The organism is Syntrophaceae bacterium (genome assembly GCA_013177795.1).
GTDB lineage: Bacteria > Desulfobacterota > Syntrophia > Syntrophales > UBA2192 > UBA2192.
The window spans coordinates 228,698-241,953 of the sequence record JABLXY010000002.1 but is presented as its reverse complement, the minus strand read 5'-3'; the positions used below and the strand labels follow the sequence as shown (position 1 = coordinate 241,953).

Annotated in this window: 15 protein-coding genes; all 15 read right to left on the bottom strand. The window is 65.6% G+C overall.

Annotated elements, in window-relative coordinates; genetic code table 11:
• Nucleotides 1-2: 2 nt before the first annotated feature.
• Nucleotides 3-197, bottom strand: a complete 195-nt coding sequence (rpmC, locus tag HPY67_06080; protein NPV04279.1) for a 50S ribosomal protein L29 — start codon at nucleotides 195-197, stop codon at nucleotides 3-5.
• On the bottom strand, nucleotides 187-609 hold the full coding sequence (rplP, locus tag HPY67_06075) for a 50S ribosomal protein L16 (protein ID NPV04278.1): 423 nt from the start codon (nucleotides 607-609) through the stop codon (nucleotides 187-189). The genes rpmC and rplP overlap by 11 nt, the downstream gene beginning before the upstream one ends.
• Nucleotides 610-643: 34 nt before the next feature.
• Nucleotides 644-1,291 (bottom strand): 30S ribosomal protein S3, encoded by a 648-nt coding sequence (rpsC, locus tag HPY67_06070; protein ID NPV04277.1) that lies wholly within the window; start codon nucleotides 1,289-1,291, stop codon nucleotides 644-646.
• A gap of 18 nt (nucleotides 1,292-1,309) precedes the next feature.
• A complete protein-coding gene (rplV, locus tag HPY67_06065; GenBank protein NPV04276.1) occupies nucleotides 1,310-1,642 on the bottom strand; it encodes a 50S ribosomal protein L22 in 333 nt (110 codons plus the stop codon).
• Nucleotides 1,643-1,682: 40 nt separating this feature from the next.
• Nucleotides 1,683-1,964 (bottom strand): 30S ribosomal protein S19, encoded by a 282-nt coding sequence (gene rpsS, locus HPY67_06060; protein ID NPV04275.1) that lies wholly within the window; start codon nucleotides 1,962-1,964, stop codon nucleotides 1,683-1,685.
• A complete protein-coding gene (gene rplB, locus HPY67_06055; protein ID NPV04274.1) occupies nucleotides 1,964-2,791 on the bottom strand; it encodes a 50S ribosomal protein L2 in 828 nt (275 codons plus the stop codon). The genes rpsS and rplB overlap by 1 nt, the downstream gene beginning before the upstream one ends.
• A gap of 17 nt (nucleotides 2,792-2,808) precedes the next feature.
• On the bottom strand, nucleotides 2,809-3,093 hold the full coding sequence (gene rplW / locus HPY67_06050) for a 50S ribosomal protein L23 (GenBank protein ID NPV04273.1): 285 nt from the start codon (nucleotides 3,091-3,093) through the stop codon (nucleotides 2,809-2,811).
• A complete protein-coding gene (gene rplD / locus HPY67_06045) occupies nucleotides 3,093-3,713 on the bottom strand; it encodes a 50S ribosomal protein L4 (protein NPV04272.1) in 621 nt (206 codons plus the stop codon). Before rplD ends, rplW begins: the two co-directional genes overlap by 1 nt.
• A gap of 23 nt (nucleotides 3,714-3,736) precedes the next feature.
• Complete coding sequence (rplC, locus tag HPY67_06040) at nucleotides 3,737-4,369, bottom strand: 50S ribosomal protein L3 (protein ID NPV04271.1); 633 nt, start codon at nucleotides 4,367-4,369, stop codon at nucleotides 3,737-3,739.
• 88 nt (nucleotides 4,370-4,457) lie between these two features.
• A complete protein-coding gene (gene rpsJ, locus HPY67_06035) occupies nucleotides 4,458-4,766 on the bottom strand; it encodes a 30S ribosomal protein S10 (GenBank protein ID NPV04270.1) in 309 nt (102 codons plus the stop codon).
• Nucleotides 4,767-4,787: 21 nt separating this feature from the next.
• Nucleotides 4,788-5,981: an elongation factor Tu gene (gene tuf / locus HPY67_06030; GenBank protein ID NPV04269.1), complete on the bottom strand. Its 1,194-nt coding sequence runs from the start codon at nucleotides 5,979-5,981 to the stop codon at nucleotides 4,788-4,790.
• A gap of 43 nt (nucleotides 5,982-6,024) precedes the next feature.
• On the bottom strand, nucleotides 6,025-8,115 hold the full coding sequence (fusA, locus tag HPY67_06025) for an elongation factor G (protein ID NPV04268.1): 2,091 nt from the start codon (nucleotides 8,113-8,115) through the stop codon (nucleotides 6,025-6,027).
• 30 nt (nucleotides 8,116-8,145) lie between these two features.
• Nucleotides 8,146-8,616 (bottom strand): 30S ribosomal protein S7, encoded by a 471-nt coding sequence (gene rpsG, locus HPY67_06020; GenBank protein ID NPV04267.1) that lies wholly within the window; start codon nucleotides 8,614-8,616, stop codon nucleotides 8,146-8,148.
• 14 nt (nucleotides 8,617-8,630) lie between these two features.
• A complete protein-coding gene (locus tag HPY67_06015; protein NPV04266.1) occupies nucleotides 8,631-9,002 on the bottom strand; it encodes a 30S ribosomal protein S12 in 372 nt (123 codons plus the stop codon).
• Between the two features lie 60 nt (nucleotides 9,003-9,062).
• On the bottom strand, nucleotides 9,063-13,187 hold the full coding sequence (rpoC, locus tag HPY67_06010) for a DNA-directed RNA polymerase subunit beta' (protein ID NPV04265.1): 4,125 nt from the start codon (nucleotides 13,185-13,187) through the stop codon (nucleotides 9,063-9,065).
• Nucleotides 13,188-13,256 lie beyond the last annotated feature (69 nt).

The following is a 13,256-nucleotide window of genomic DNA, read 5'->3' as shown; positions in this document are numbered from 1 at the left end:
ACCTATTTCTGCAGCTCCTTCTGCTTCATGACGGTCTTGATGCGGGCGATGTCCCGGCGGACGTTCCGCAGCGCCGCGGGGGAATCCAGCTGCCCCGTCGCGTGCCGGATTTTCAGCTTGAAGAGCTCTTCCGTGAGGTCGCGCTGCTTCACCCGGAGCTCATCGAGGCTCAGGTTCCTGATTTCCTTACTCTTCATCGAAGATATCCCTCGTCAAGAATTTCGTCGGAATGGGCAGCTTGTGCGCCGCCAGGCGGAAGGCCTCGCGGGCCACCTCCGGGGCGACGCCCTCCATCTCGTACATGACGGTCCCGGGCCGCACGGTCGCGATCCACCCTTCCGGTGCGCCCTTGCCCTTGCCCATGCGGGTCTCGGCGGGCTTTTTCGTGAAGGACTTGTGCGGGAAGATGCGGATCCAGATCTTCCCGCCGCGCTTGATGTGACGGGTCATGGCGACACGGGCGCTCTCGATCTGCTGGGCCGTGATCCGGCCCGGCGCCAGGGCCTGGAGCCCGTACTGGCCGAAGGACACCTGGTTGCCCTTGGTGGCCTTGCCGCCCAGTCTCCCCTTCTGGATCTTGCGGAACTTGATACGTTTCGGGCTGAGCATGATTTATATCTCCTGATTCCCTGACTCCACGATCCTATGCGCTGGCCTGCTTCTTGTCGGGCAGCACGTCCCCGTGATAGATGAGCACCTTGACCCCGATGACCCCGTAGGTCGTCCGCGCCTCGGCAAAACCGTAGTCGATATCGGCCCGCAGGGTGTGCAGGGGCACCTTGCCCTCGCGGTACCACTCCATCCGGGACATCTCGGCCCCCCCGAGGCGGCCCGAGCAGGTGATGCGGATGCCCTTGGCGCCGAACTTCAGGGCCGAGGTCACGCTCTTCTTCATGGCCCGCCGGAAGGCGATGCGGCGCTCGAGCTGCAGGGCCACGTTCTCCGCGACGAGCTGGGCGTCGATTTCGGGCTTGCGGACCTCCAGGATGTTGATGATCGTCTCGCCGCCGGTCATGCCGTCGAGGTCTTTCTTGAGCTTCTCGATCTCGGAGCCCTTCTTGCCGATGATGATGCCGGGGCGGGCGGCGTGGATGTTCACCTTCGCCTTGTCGGCGGCCCGCTCGATCTCGATCTTCGAGATGCCCGCGTGGTAGAATTTCTTCTTCAGAAACTGGCGGAGCTTGATGTCCTGGTGGACGAGGGCGCCGTAGTTCTTCTCGGCGAACCACTTCGAGCTCCAGCCCTTGTTGATCCCCAGCCTCAGTCCGATCGGGTTTACCTTCTGACCCAAGGTCCAGTCCTCCTTCTCTTACTGCTCGTCGAGCACGACGGTGATGTGGCTCATCCGGCGCTTGATGGGCGCCACGCGCCCCATGGTCTTCGCCTTGTGGCGCTTCAGGGCCGGCCCCTGGTCCACGAAGATCTCCTTGACGAAGAGGATCTTCTCGTCGATGTTCGGGTTCTGCGTCGCGTTGGCCACGGCGCTCTTGAGCACCTTCTGGACGAGTCCGGCGGCCCGCTTGCGCGAGAAGGCCAGCACCCGGTTGGCCTCCTCGACCTTGAGGCCCCGGACCAGATCGACGACGAGCCGCGCCTTCTGCGGCGAAATCCTCACGAATCGTGCAACTGCTCTCGCTTCCATGACGTCCCTGTCTCCGGTTCTCCCGTTTCACCCCGTGCGGCTACTTGCGCACCTTGGTCTTGCGGTCGCCTGCGTGGCTGAAGAATGTCCGCGTCGGCGCGAACTCCCCGAGCTTGTGGCCCACCATGTTCTCCGTGACGAACACGGGGATGAACTTCTTGCCGTTGTGGACGGCAAAGGTGTGCCCGATCAGTTCCGGGGTGATCGTGGAGCGTCGCGACCAGGTCTTGATGACCCCCCGGTCCCCCGCCGCCTCCGCTCTCCGGACCTTCTCCACCAGCTTCGCCTCGATGTACGGGCCCTTTTTGATTGAGCGTGCCACTATTTCTTGTCCCTCTTCTTGATGATGTATTTGTCCGTGGTCTTGTTGCGGCGCGTCTTGTACCCCTTCGTCGGCACGCCCCAGGGGCTGCAGGGGTGACGGCCCCCCGAGGTCTTGCCCTCGCCGCCGCCCATGGGGTGGTCGATGGGGTTCATGGCCACGCCGCGCACCCGGGGCCTCTTGCCCAGCCAGCGGCTGCGTCCCGCCTTGCCGATGCTGATCCCCTCGTGGGTGACGTTGCCCACCTGGCCGATCGTGGCCTTGCACTCGATGTGGACCTTCCGGACCTCGCCGGAGGGGAGCCGCACTTGGGCGTAGGCGCCCTCCTTGGCCATGAGCTGGGCGTAGGTGCCGGCGGAGCGGACCATCTGGGCCCCCTTGCCGGGCCGCAGCTCGATGTTGTGGATGAGCGACCCCAGGGGAACGTGGCGCAGGGCCATCGCGTTGCCGGGCTTGATGTCGGCCGAGGCGCTCGTGATGACCGCGTCGCCCACCTTGAGGTCCACGGGGGCGACGATGTAGCGCTTCTCGCCGTCGGCGTAGCTCACCAGCGCGATCCGCGCCGAGCGGTTGGGGTCGTACTCGATCGTCTTCACCGTGGCCGGGATGTCCGCCTTCTCGCGGCGGAAGTCCACCACGCGGTACTTGCGCTTGTGCCCGCCGCCGCGGTGGCGGCTCGTCATGCGGCCCGCGTTGTTCCGGCCGCCCGTCTTCTTGACCGGCTTCGTGAGGCTCTTCTCGGGCTTTTCCGCGGTGATCTCCTCGAAGGTCGAGTAGGTCTGGAAGCGCCGGGCCGGTGTCGTGGGCTTCATGGTTTTGATCGCCATGGGTCGTTTCCCCTATCCTAGACTTTGTCGAAGATTTCGATGGTGCTGCCGGGCGCCAGGGTCACGACGGCCTTCTTCCAGTCGCTCTTTTTGCCCATGAGCCGTCCGTAGCGCTTTTTCTTGCCCAGCACGTTCTGGGTCCGCACGCCGATCACCTTCACCTTGAAGAGCTTCTCCACGGCCTTCTCGATCTCGATCTTGTTGGCCCGCGGGTCCACCTCGAAGGCGTACTGGTTTCCCTCGCGCATGAGGGTCGTCTTTTCGGTCACGAGCGGCCGTCGGATGATCTGGTGGAGTTCCATTATGCCAGCGCCCCCTCTATCTTTTGGATCGAGGGCTCCAGAAGCACGAGGCTGTCGTACTTCAGCAGGTCGTAGACGTTGATGCCCTCGCATCGCATCATTTTCACATCGGGAAGGTTCCGGGAGGACTTCTCGAGGACCTCGTCGGGCCGGTCGATCACGAAGAGGGTCTTCTTGAGCCCGAAGCGGTCGAGGACCTCCTTGAACTTCTTCGTCTTCGCCTCGGCCAGGGGAAAGTCCTTCAGCACCAGGAGCTTTTCCTCCTTGACCTTCATGCTGAGCGCCGAGACGAGGGCGAGCCGCCGCACCTTCTTGGGCACCGTGAAGGAATAGTCCCTCGGTGTGGGCCCGAAGACCGTCCCGCCGCCCCTCCAGAGGGGGGAGCGGGTGGTGCCCGCACGGGCCCGCCCGGTGCCTTTCTGGCGCCAGGGCTTCTTGCCGCCGCCGCTGATCTCGCCGCGTTCCTTGGTGTCGTGGGTGCCCTGCCGCCTGGCGGCCATCTGCATCCGGACGACCTCGTAGATGACGTCCTGATTGACCTCGGCCCCGAAGACGGCGTCGCTGAGCGTCACCTCGGCCACCTTGTTCTTCTCGATATCGTATACACTCACCACGGGCATGGCTCGTTCACTCCAGTCGGTTCTCAGCTCTTCTTGACGGCGTTCTTGATGACGACGATCCCGTTCTTGCTCCCCGGGACGGCCCCCTTGACGAGGATGACGTTGAGCTCGGGGCGCACGCCCATGACCAGGAGGTTCTGCACCGTCTTGCGCTCGTCACCCATGTGGCCCGGAAGCCGGTGCCCCTTGAAGACGCGCGAGGGGAAGGCGCTCGACCCGATGGAGCCGGGGGCCCGGTGGAACATGGAGCCGTGCGAGGCCCGGCCGCCGCGGAAGCCGTGCCGCTTCACGCCGCCGGCAAACCCGCGGCCCTTGCTTGTCCCGGTGACGTCGACGTAATCGCCCACCTGGAACAGGGACGCCGTCAGCTCCTGGCCCAGCTCGAACTCGGCGGCCCGCTGCATCCGGAACTCGCGCAGCACCCGGAAGAAGCCCCGGTCGGCCTTGGCGAAGTGGCCCTGCAGGGGCTTGGTCACGTTGGCCTGCCGCTTGCGGTCGAAGCCGAGCTGGACGGCGTTGTAGCCGTCGGTCGCCACGGTCTTCTTCTGGATCACGTAACAGGGCCCCGCCTCGATCACCGTGACGGGCACCGCAGCCCCGTCGGCGGCGAAGATCTGGGTCATCCCCAACTTTCTGCCTATCAGTCCCTTTTCCATAGCATCCACTTCCGCGCTGGCTGTGCGTGAGGGGACGAAAAAGGAGATGGACCGGGGAGCTCCCCGCCCATCTCCGTGCCGTCACGCGTTACAACTTGATTTCCACGTCGACGCCGGCGGACAGGTCGAGCTTCATCAGGGCGTCCACCGTGGCCTGCGTGGGATCGATGATGTCGATGAGCCGCTTGTGGGTCCTCACCTCGAACTGCTCCCGGGACTTCTTGTCCACGTGCGGCGAGCGGTTCACGCAGAACTTGTTGATCATCGTGGGAAGCGGGATCGGCCCCGCGACGCGGGCGCCGGTGCGCTTCGCCGTGTCCACGATGTCCTCGGCGGACCGGTCCAGCAGCTTGTAGTCGTACGCCTTCAGACGGATTCGAATCTTCTGATCGGCCATGATCGGTTCTCGTTTCCTCGCTTACTCGATGATCTCGCTGATGACGCCGGCGCCCACGGTCTTGCCGCCCTCGCGGATGGCGAACCGCAGCTGCTTCTCCATGGCGATGGGGGTGATGAGGACCACTTCCATCTCCACGTTGTCGCCGGGCATGACCATCTCCACGCCCGGGGGCAGCGAGGTGACGCCCGTCACGTCCGTCGTCCGGAAGTAGAACTGGGGCCGGTAGCCGGAGAAGAACGGCGTGTGGCGCCCGCCCTCTTCCTTCGTCAGGACGTAGACCTGGGCCTTGAACTTCGTGTGGGGCGTGATCGAGCCGGGCTTGGCCACGACCTGCCCGCGCTCCACCTCCTCGCGCTTCGTGCCGCGCAGCAGGATGCCGATGTCGTCACCCGCGCGCCCCTCGTCGAGGGTCTTGCGGAACATCTCGACACCCGTGCAGACGGTCTTGAAGGTGGGCCGGATCCCGATGATCTCCACCTCGTCGCCCGTCCGGATGATCCCGCGGTCCACGCGCCCCGTCACGACGGTGCCGCGGCCGGAGATGCTGAAGACGTCGCCCACGGGCATCAGGAAGGGCTTCTCGAGGTCGCGCTGGGGCTCGGGGATGTAGCTGTCGACGGCGTCCATGAGCTCGAAGATGCACTTGGCGTCGGGCGAGTTGGAGTCGTCGGTCTCGAGGGCCTTCAGGGCCGAGCCCCGGATGATGGGCGTCTTGTCGCCGGGGAAGCCGTACTTCGTGAGCAGCTCGCGGAGCTCGAGCTCGACGAGGTCCAGCAGCTCGGGGTCGTCCACGAGGTCCACCTTGTTCAGGAAGACGAGCATGTAGGGCACCTGCACCTGGCGGGCCAGCAGGATGTGCTCGCGGGTCTGGGGCATGGGGCCTTCGGAGGCGGCGACGACGAGGATGGCGCCGTCCATGTGGGCGGCTCCCGAGATCATGTTCTTGATGTAGTCGGAGTGCCCCGGGCAGTCGACGTGGGCGTAGTGGCGCTTCGCGGTCTCGTATTCCACGTGGGCGATGTTGATGGTCACGCCGCGCTCCTTCTCCTCGGGGGCGTTGTCGATCATATCGAAGGACATGTACTGGGCCAGGCCCTTGTTCGCCAGGTGCTTCGTGATCGCGGCGGTCAGCGTGGTCTTGCCGTGGTCGACGTGCCCGATGGTCCCGATATTGACATGCGGCTTCGTCCTTTCGAATTTTTTCTTCGCCATCTCCAGTTACCTCCTTGCATTCCGTATGATGATCGATAGTGGGTTACTTGGCCCTGTGCCTCGGTTCTTTCTTCTCGATGATGTCCCTGGCCTGCTCCTCCGACACGGCCGCGTAGTGCAGAAACTGCATCGTGTAGGTGGCCCGCCCCTGGGTCTTGGACCGCAGGTCCGTTGCGTAGCCGAACATCTCGGCCAGCGGCACTTCCGCCTGGACCGCCTCGGAGCCCGGCCGGGACTCGATCGAGACGATCTTGCCGCGCCGCGCGGTCAGGTTGCCGATCACGTCCCCCAGGTACTCCTTGGGGACGACGACCTCGACGGACATCACGGGCTCCAGCAGGACCGGGTGCGCCCGCCGGATGCCGTTCTTGAATCCCATGGAGGCGGCGATCTTGAATGCCAGCTCCGACGAGTCCACCTCGTGGTAGGAGCCGTCCACGAGGGCAACTTTCACGTCCACGACCGGGTAGCCGGCCAGCACGCCTTCCTCCATCGCCTCGAGGATGCCCTTCTCGACGGCGGGGACGTACTCGCGGGGCACCGCGCCGCCGATGATCCGGTTTTCAAAGGTCAGGCCCCTGCCCGGCTCGTTGGGCGCGATCTCGAGCCAGACGTGGCCGAAATGGCCGCGGCCCCCGGACTGCCGGACGAACCGTCCCTCCGCGCGGACCGCCTTGCGGATCGTTTCCTTGTAGGCCACCCGGGGCCGGCCGATGTCGGCCCCCAGCCCGAATTCCCTCGAGAGGCGGTCCACGATGATCTCGAGGTGAAGCTCGCCCATCCCCGTGATCAGCGTCTGCCCCGTCTCCCGGTCCACCCGGACCCGGAACGAGGGGTCCTCCCTCTGGATCTTCTCCAGCGCGACGCCCATCTTCTCCTCGTCGGCCTTCGTCTTCGGCTCGATGGCGATGGCGATGACCGGCTCGGGGAAGCTCAGGGTCTCGAGGACGATCGGGTGCTCCGGGTCGCACAGCGTGTCGCCCGTCGCCGTCGACGCCAGGCCCACGGCGGCCACGATGTCGCCCGTCCGGGCCTCCCGGATGTCCTCACGCTTGTCGGCGTGCATCTTGAGGATGCGGCCGACACGCTCCCGTTTTTTCTTCGTTGCGTTGAAGAGGGTGGAACCCGCGTCGAGCACCCCCGAGTACACCCGGAGGTAGGTCAGCTGCCCGACGTAGGGGTCCGTGACAATTTTGAAAGCGAGCGCAGCGAAAGGCTCGTCGTCGCTTGCCGCCCGCAGGACCTCGGCGTCGTTGGGCCCCTTCCCCGCCACCGGCGGCATGTCCGCAGGCGAGGGGAGGAAATCGACGACCGCGTCCAGGAGCGGCTGGATCCCTTTGTTCTTGAAGGCGGCGCCGCAGCACACCGGGACGACCTTCATGGCGAGGGTCTGTCTGCGGAGCGCGGCCACGATCTCCTCGCGGCCCGGCGCGTCGCCCTGCAGGTATTTCCTCATGATCGCCTCATCGACGTCCGCCAGGGACTCGATGAGCCTCTCCCGTGCGGCACGGGCCTCGCCGAGGATCTCGGGCGGGACCTCCCCGACCGAGAACTCCGCCCCGAGCCGGTCGACGTCGTAGAGCACCGCCCGCATGCCGATCAGATCGACGACCCCCCGGAACCGCTCCTCGGCGCCGACGGGGATCTGGACCGGCACGGCGTTGGCGCCCAGCCGGTCGCGGATCATCTCGACGACCCGCTCGAACCCTGCCCCCACGCGGTCCATCTTGTTGATGAAGGCGATGCGGGGCACGCGGTAGCGGTCGGCCTGCCGCCAGACCGTCTCGGACTGGGGCTCCACCCCCTCGACGGCCGTGAAGAGCGCCACGGCCCCGTCGAGAACCCGCAGCGAGCGCTCCACCTCGATCGTGAAATCGACGTGGCCGGGGGTGTCGATGAGGTTGATGCGGCAGTTGCGCCATGTGCAGGTCGTCGCGGCGGAGGTGATCGTGATGCCCCGCTCCTGCTCCTGCTCCATGTAGTCCATGACGGCCGTGCCGTCGTGGACCTCCCCCATCTTGTAGGAGATGCCCGTGTAGTAGAGGATGCGTTCGGTCACGGTCGTCTTGCCCGCATCGATATGAGCCATGATGCCGATGTTACGGACATTCTCCAATGCGGTCTGCCGTGCCACGATGAAACACCCAGCTGTTGTGAAAGAGCGCTAGAACCGGTAGTGGGCGAAGGCCTTGTTGGCCTCGGCCATCTTGTGGACGTCCTCCCGCTTCTTGACGGAGGCGCCACGGTTTTGCGCGGCGTCCATGAGCTCGCCGGCGAGCTTTTCCCGCATGGTCTTTTCCGACCGGGCCATGGCGTTGCCGATGATCCACCGGAAGGCCAAGGCCTGCCTGCGGCCCGGGGCCACTTCCGTGGGGACCTGGTAGGTGGCGCCGCCGACCCGGCGGGAGCGCACCTCGATGACCGGCTTGACGTTGTCCAGGGCCTTCTCGAAGACGGCCAGGGGCTGCTCCTTGGCCCGCTTCTCGATGATGTCGAAGGCCCCGTAGAGGATGCTCTCGGCGGTGCTCTTCTTGCCCTTCTTCATGAGGCTGTTGACGAACTTCGCCACGAGCACGCTGCCGTACTTCGCGTCGGGCGTGATCTGCCGCTTCTGGATCTCTCGTCGTCTTGGCATGCTGTCAACCCCGATCAGCTCGGCTTCTTGGCGCCGTACTTCGAACGCCCCTGCTTGCGGTCCTGGACGCCGACGGCATCCAGGGTGCCCCGGACGATGTGGTACCGAACCCCCGGGAGGTCCTTCACGCGACCGCCCCGGACCAGGACGACCGAGTGCTCCTGCAGGTTGTGGCCGATGCCCGGGATGTACGCCGTCACCTCGTAGCCGCTCGTCAGGCGCACGCGGGCCACCTTGCGGAGCGCCGAGTTGGGCTTCTTGGGCGTCGTCGTGTAGACGCGGACGCAGACGCCGCGGCGCTGCGGGCACGACACGAGGGCGGGGGTCGTCGTCTTTTTCCGGACCTGCCGCCTCCCTTTCCGCACTAGCTGGTTGATCGTCGGCATGAAACTCCTTCTATCCCTTTCCGTCCAAATTGAAGGGGTCTGCGAAAGCTTGATCTTCTATCAATTAGAGGCCTGAATGTCAAGCATTTTCTCTGCGGGTGCGGCGATTTCCTCGTCTGCCCCCTCGACCACCATGCCGAGCTTCTTGTAGAGGGGCAGCCCCGAGCCGGCCGGGATGAGGCGGCCCATGATGACATTCTCTTTGATTCCGCGCAGGTAGTCGATCTTGCCGGCCAGGGCCGCCTCGGTGAGCACCCGGGTCGTCTCCTGGAAGGAGGCCGCCGAGATGAAGCTCTGCGTGGAGAGCGACGCCTTCGTGATGCCCAGCAGGATCGGCTCGCCCACGGCGGGACGGCCGCCCTTCTCGATCACCCGGTCGTTTTCCTCCTGGAAACGGCTCTTCTCGACCTGCTCGTCGGCCAGGAAGTTCGTGTCCCCGGGGTCGGTGACCCGAACCCGGCGCAGCATCTGGCGGACGATGATCTCGATGTGCTTGTCGTTGATCTTGACGCCCTGCAGGCGGTAGACCTCCTGCACCTCGTCGACGAGGTACCGGGCGAGCTCCTTTTCCCCCTTGATGCTCAGCAGGTCGTGGGGGTTGGAGGCCCCGTCCATGAGGGGCTCGCCCGCCGTGACCCGGTCGCCTTCCTGGACGGTGATGTGCTTGCCCTTCGGGATGAGGTACTCCTTCTTTTCGCCCACCTCGGGGGTCACGATCACCCGGCGGCGGCCCTTGACGTCCTTGCCGAAGGACACCACGCCGTCGATCTCGGAGATGACCGCGAATTCCTTCGGCTTTCTCGCCTCGAAGAGCTCCGCCACGCGGGGCAGGCCGCCCGTGATGTCCTTGGTCTTCGTGGTCTCGCGGGGGATCTTGGCGATGATGTCGCCCGCCTCGACCCTGTCGCCCTCGTTGACGCCGATGTTGACGCCCACGGAGAGGAGGTAGCGGGCCTGGCTGTTCGTGCCCGGCACCCTGGCCGTCCGGCCCTCCTTGTCCTTGATCGAGATCCGGGGCCGCAGGTCGGGGTCGGAAAACTCGATGATGACCTTTCTCGAGAGGCCCGTCACCTCGTCGACCTGCTCCTGCACGGTCTTGCCCTCGATGATGTCGCCGTACTTCACCGTCCCGGCCACCTCGGCGAGGATCGGGATGGAGAAGGGGTCCCACTCGGCGATGCGGTCGCCGCGCTTGACCTTGGCGTTCTCGCCGACCTTGAGGTGCGCCCCGTAGGGGACGGGGTACTTGCCGCGGTTGCGGCCCTCCTCGTCGAGGACGTGGATCTCGCCGTTGCGGTTCATCACGACGAGGTCCTTGCCGCGCTTGACGCAGTTGAGGTTGACGAACTTCAGCGTCCCGTCGTGCCGGGCCTCCAGGGTCGAGTGCTCCTCGAACTTCGCCGTGCCGCCGATGTGGAAGGTCCGCATCGTGAGCTGCGTGCCCGGCTCGCCGATGGACTGGGCCGCGATGATCCCCACGGCCTCGCCGATGTTGACGAGGTGGCCGTGGGCGAGATCCCGGCCGTAGCACTTCGCGCAGACGCCGAACTTGGACTTGCAGGTGAGCACCGAGCGGATCTGGACGCGCTCGATGCCGGCGTCGTCGAGCTTCTTCGCGAGCGTCTCGTCGATCTCCTCGTTGGCCTTCACGATCACCTCGCCCGTGAAGGGGTCCAGGATGTCCTCGAGGGCCACGCGGCCCAGGACGCGCTCGCCGGCCGTCTCGATGATCTCGCCGCCCTCGACCAGGGCCTGGACGAAGATCCCGTCGAGGGTCCGGCAGTCGTCCTCGCTGATCGTGCAGTCCTGGGCCACGTCGACGAGCCGGCGCGTCAGGTAGCCCGAGTTGGCCGTCTTGAGGGCCGTGTCGGCCAGACCCTTGCGCGCGCCGTGGGTCGAGATGAAGTACTGCAGCACCGTGAGGCCCTCGCGGAAGTTGGCCGTGATCGGGGTCTCGATGATCTCGCCCGAGGGTTTGGCCATCAGGCCGCGCATGCCCGCGAGCTGGCGGATCTGGGCGGCGCTGCCGCGGGCCCCCGAGTCGGCCATCATGTAGATGGGGTTGAAGCTCTCAAGGGTGCGCTTCCTGCCGTCGGCCAGCTCGATCTCCTCGGAGCCGATGGAGGAGAGCATCTCGGCGGCGACCTTTTCGGTGGCCTGCGCCCAGATGTCGATGACCTTGTTGTAGCGCTCGCCGTCGGTGATGAGGCCGTCCATGTACTGCCGCTGCACCTCGAGGACGTCCTTGTCGGCCTTGGCGACGATGTCCCGCTTGCCCGCGGGGATCACCATGTTGTGGATCGCGATGGAGGCCCCGGAGACGGTGGCGTAGCGGAAGCCCGTGTCCTTGAGGCGGTCGGCGAGGATGACCGTCGCCTTGTCGCCGCAGGAGCGGTAGCAGTAGTCGATGAGGTTGGCGACCTCCTTCTTGTTCATCACCTTGTTGATGACCTCGAAGGGGATCTCCTTGGGCACGATCTCGTAGAGCAGCACGCGGCCCACCGTCGTCTCGGCGAGGTGCCCGTTCATGCGGACCTTCACCTTGGCCTGGAGGTCCACCTCGCCCGCGTCGAAGGCCTGGCGCACCTCCTCGGGGCTCGAGAAGATCGTCCCCGTGCCGCGGCTGTCCGAGCGGGCCCGGGTCATGTAGTAGAGCCCCAGGACGATGTCCTGGGAGGGCACGATGATGGGCTTGCCGTGGGCCGGCGACAGGATGTTGTTCGTCGACATCATGAGCACGCGGCTCTCGACCTGCGCCTCGATGGACAGCGGCACATGGACCGCCATCTGGTCGCCGTCGAAGTCCGCGTTGAAGGCCGTGCAGACCAGCGGGTGGAGCTGGATCGCCTTGCCCTCGATGAGTACGGGCTCGAAGGCCTGCATGCCCAGCCGGTGCAGGGTGGGGGCGCGGTTGAGGATGACGGGGTACTCGCGCACCACCTCGTCCAGGGCGTCCCAGACCTCGGGGGTCTCGCGCTCGACCATCTTCTTGGCGCTCTTGACCGTCGTGACGTAGCCCTTCTCCATGAGGCGGTTGTAGATGAAAGGCTTGAAGAGCTCGAGGGCCATCTTCTTGGGCAGCCCGCACTGGTGGAGCCGCAGGTCGGGACCGACGGTGATGACGGAGCGGCCCGAGTAGTCCACGCGCTTGCCCAGAAGGTTCTGGCGGAACCGGCCCTGCTTGCCCTTGAGCATGTCCGAGAGCGACCGCAGGGGGCGCTTGTTGGAGCCTGTGATGGCCCGGCCGCGCCGGCCGTTGTCGAAGAGCACGTCGACGGCCTCCTGGAGCATGCGCTTCTCGTTGCGGATGATGATCTCGGGGGCGTTCAGTTCCATGAGCCGCTTGAGGCGGTTGTTGCGGTTGATGACGCGCCGGTAGAGGTCGTTGAGGTCCGAGGTGGCGAAGCGCCCGCCCTCGAGGGGCACCAGGGGCCGCAGGTCCGGCGGGATCACGGGGATCGTCGTCAGGATCATCCACTCGGGGCGGTTGCCGCTCTTGCGCAGGGCCTCGACGACGCGCAGGCGCTTGGTGAGCTTCTTGCGCTTCGTGTCGGAGGTGGCCTCCTTGAGCTCGGCCCGCAGCTCCGCGTCGAGCTCGTCCAGGTTCGTCTCCTGCAGGAGCACGCGGGCCGCCTCGGCGCCGATGCCGGCCACGAACCCGTCGGCCCCGTACTTCTCGCGGCACTCGATGTAGCGCTCCTCCGAGAGGAGCTCCTTCTTCCGGAGGGGGGTGTCCTTCGGGTCGAGCACGATCCACGACTCGAAGTACAGGACCTTCTCGAGCTCCTTGAGGGAGAGATCGATGACGTTGCCGATCCGGCTCGGGAGGCTCTTCAGGAACCAGATGTGCGCCACGGGGGCCGCCAGCGTGATGTGGCCCATCCGCTCGCGGCGGACCTTGGACTGGATGACCTCGACGCCGCACTTCTCGCAGACCACCCCGCGGTGCTTCATCCGCTTGTAGCGGCCGCAGAGGCACTCGTAGTCCTTCACGGGCCCGAAGATCTTGGCGCAGAACAGGCCGTCGCGCTCGGGCTTGAAGGTCCGGTAGTTGATCGTCTCGGGCTTCTTCACCTCGCCGTGCGACCACGAGGCGATCTTCTCCGGGGAGGCGATGGACATTTTGATGGCGTTGAACCGGATGGGATCCTTCGGCTTTTCGAAAAAGCTGAAAATGTCTTCCACGGGGGTACTCCTTTATGTTGTCGGCATGAGGCTTCAGGCTCCGGGAAATGAAAGCGGCGGAGAAGCGCT

What these genes read in the sequence shown, in the direction of transcription:
- rpmC (NPV04279.1), bottom strand. Translation starts at nt 197, where the DNA reads ATGAAGAGTAAGGAAATCAGGAACCTGAGCCTCGATGAGCTCCGGGTG.
- rplP (NPV04278.1), bottom strand. Translation starts at nt 609, where the DNA reads ATGCTCAGCCCGAAACGTATCAAGTTCCGCAAGATCCAGAAGGGGAGA.
- rplV (NPV04276.1), bottom strand. Translation starts at nt 1,642, where the DNA reads ATGGAAGCGAGAGCAGTTGCACGATTCGTGAGGATTTCGCCGCAGAAG.
- rplB (NPV04274.1), bottom strand. Translation starts at nt 2,791, where the DNA reads ATGGCGATCAAAACCATGAAGCCCACGACACCGGCCCGGCGCTTCCAG.
- rplW (NPV04273.1), bottom strand. Translation starts at nt 3,093, where the DNA reads ATGGAACTCCACCAGATCATCCGACGGCCGCTCGTGACCGAAAAGACG.
- rplD (NPV04272.1), bottom strand. Translation starts at nt 3,713, where the DNA reads ATGCCCGTGGTGAGTGTATACGATATCGAGAAGAACAAGGTGGCCGAG.
- rplC (NPV04271.1), bottom strand. Translation starts at nt 4,369, where the DNA reads ATGGAAAAGGGACTGATAGGCAGAAAGTTGGGGATGACCCAGATCTTC.
- rpsJ (NPV04270.1), bottom strand. Translation starts at nt 4,766, where the DNA reads ATGGCCGATCAGAAGATTCGAATCCGTCTGAAGGCGTACGACTACAAG.
- tuf (NPV04269.1), bottom strand. Translation starts at nt 5,981, where the DNA reads ATGGCGAAGAAAAAATTCGAAAGGACGAAGCCGCATGTCAATATCGGG.
- rpsG (NPV04267.1), bottom strand. Translation starts at nt 8,616, where the DNA reads ATGCCAAGACGACGAGAGATCCAGAAGCGGCAGATCACGCCCGACGCG.
- HPY67_06015 (NPV04266.1), bottom strand. Translation starts at nt 9,002, where the DNA reads ATGCCGACGATCAACCAGCTAGTGCGGAAAGGGAGGCGGCAGGTCCGG.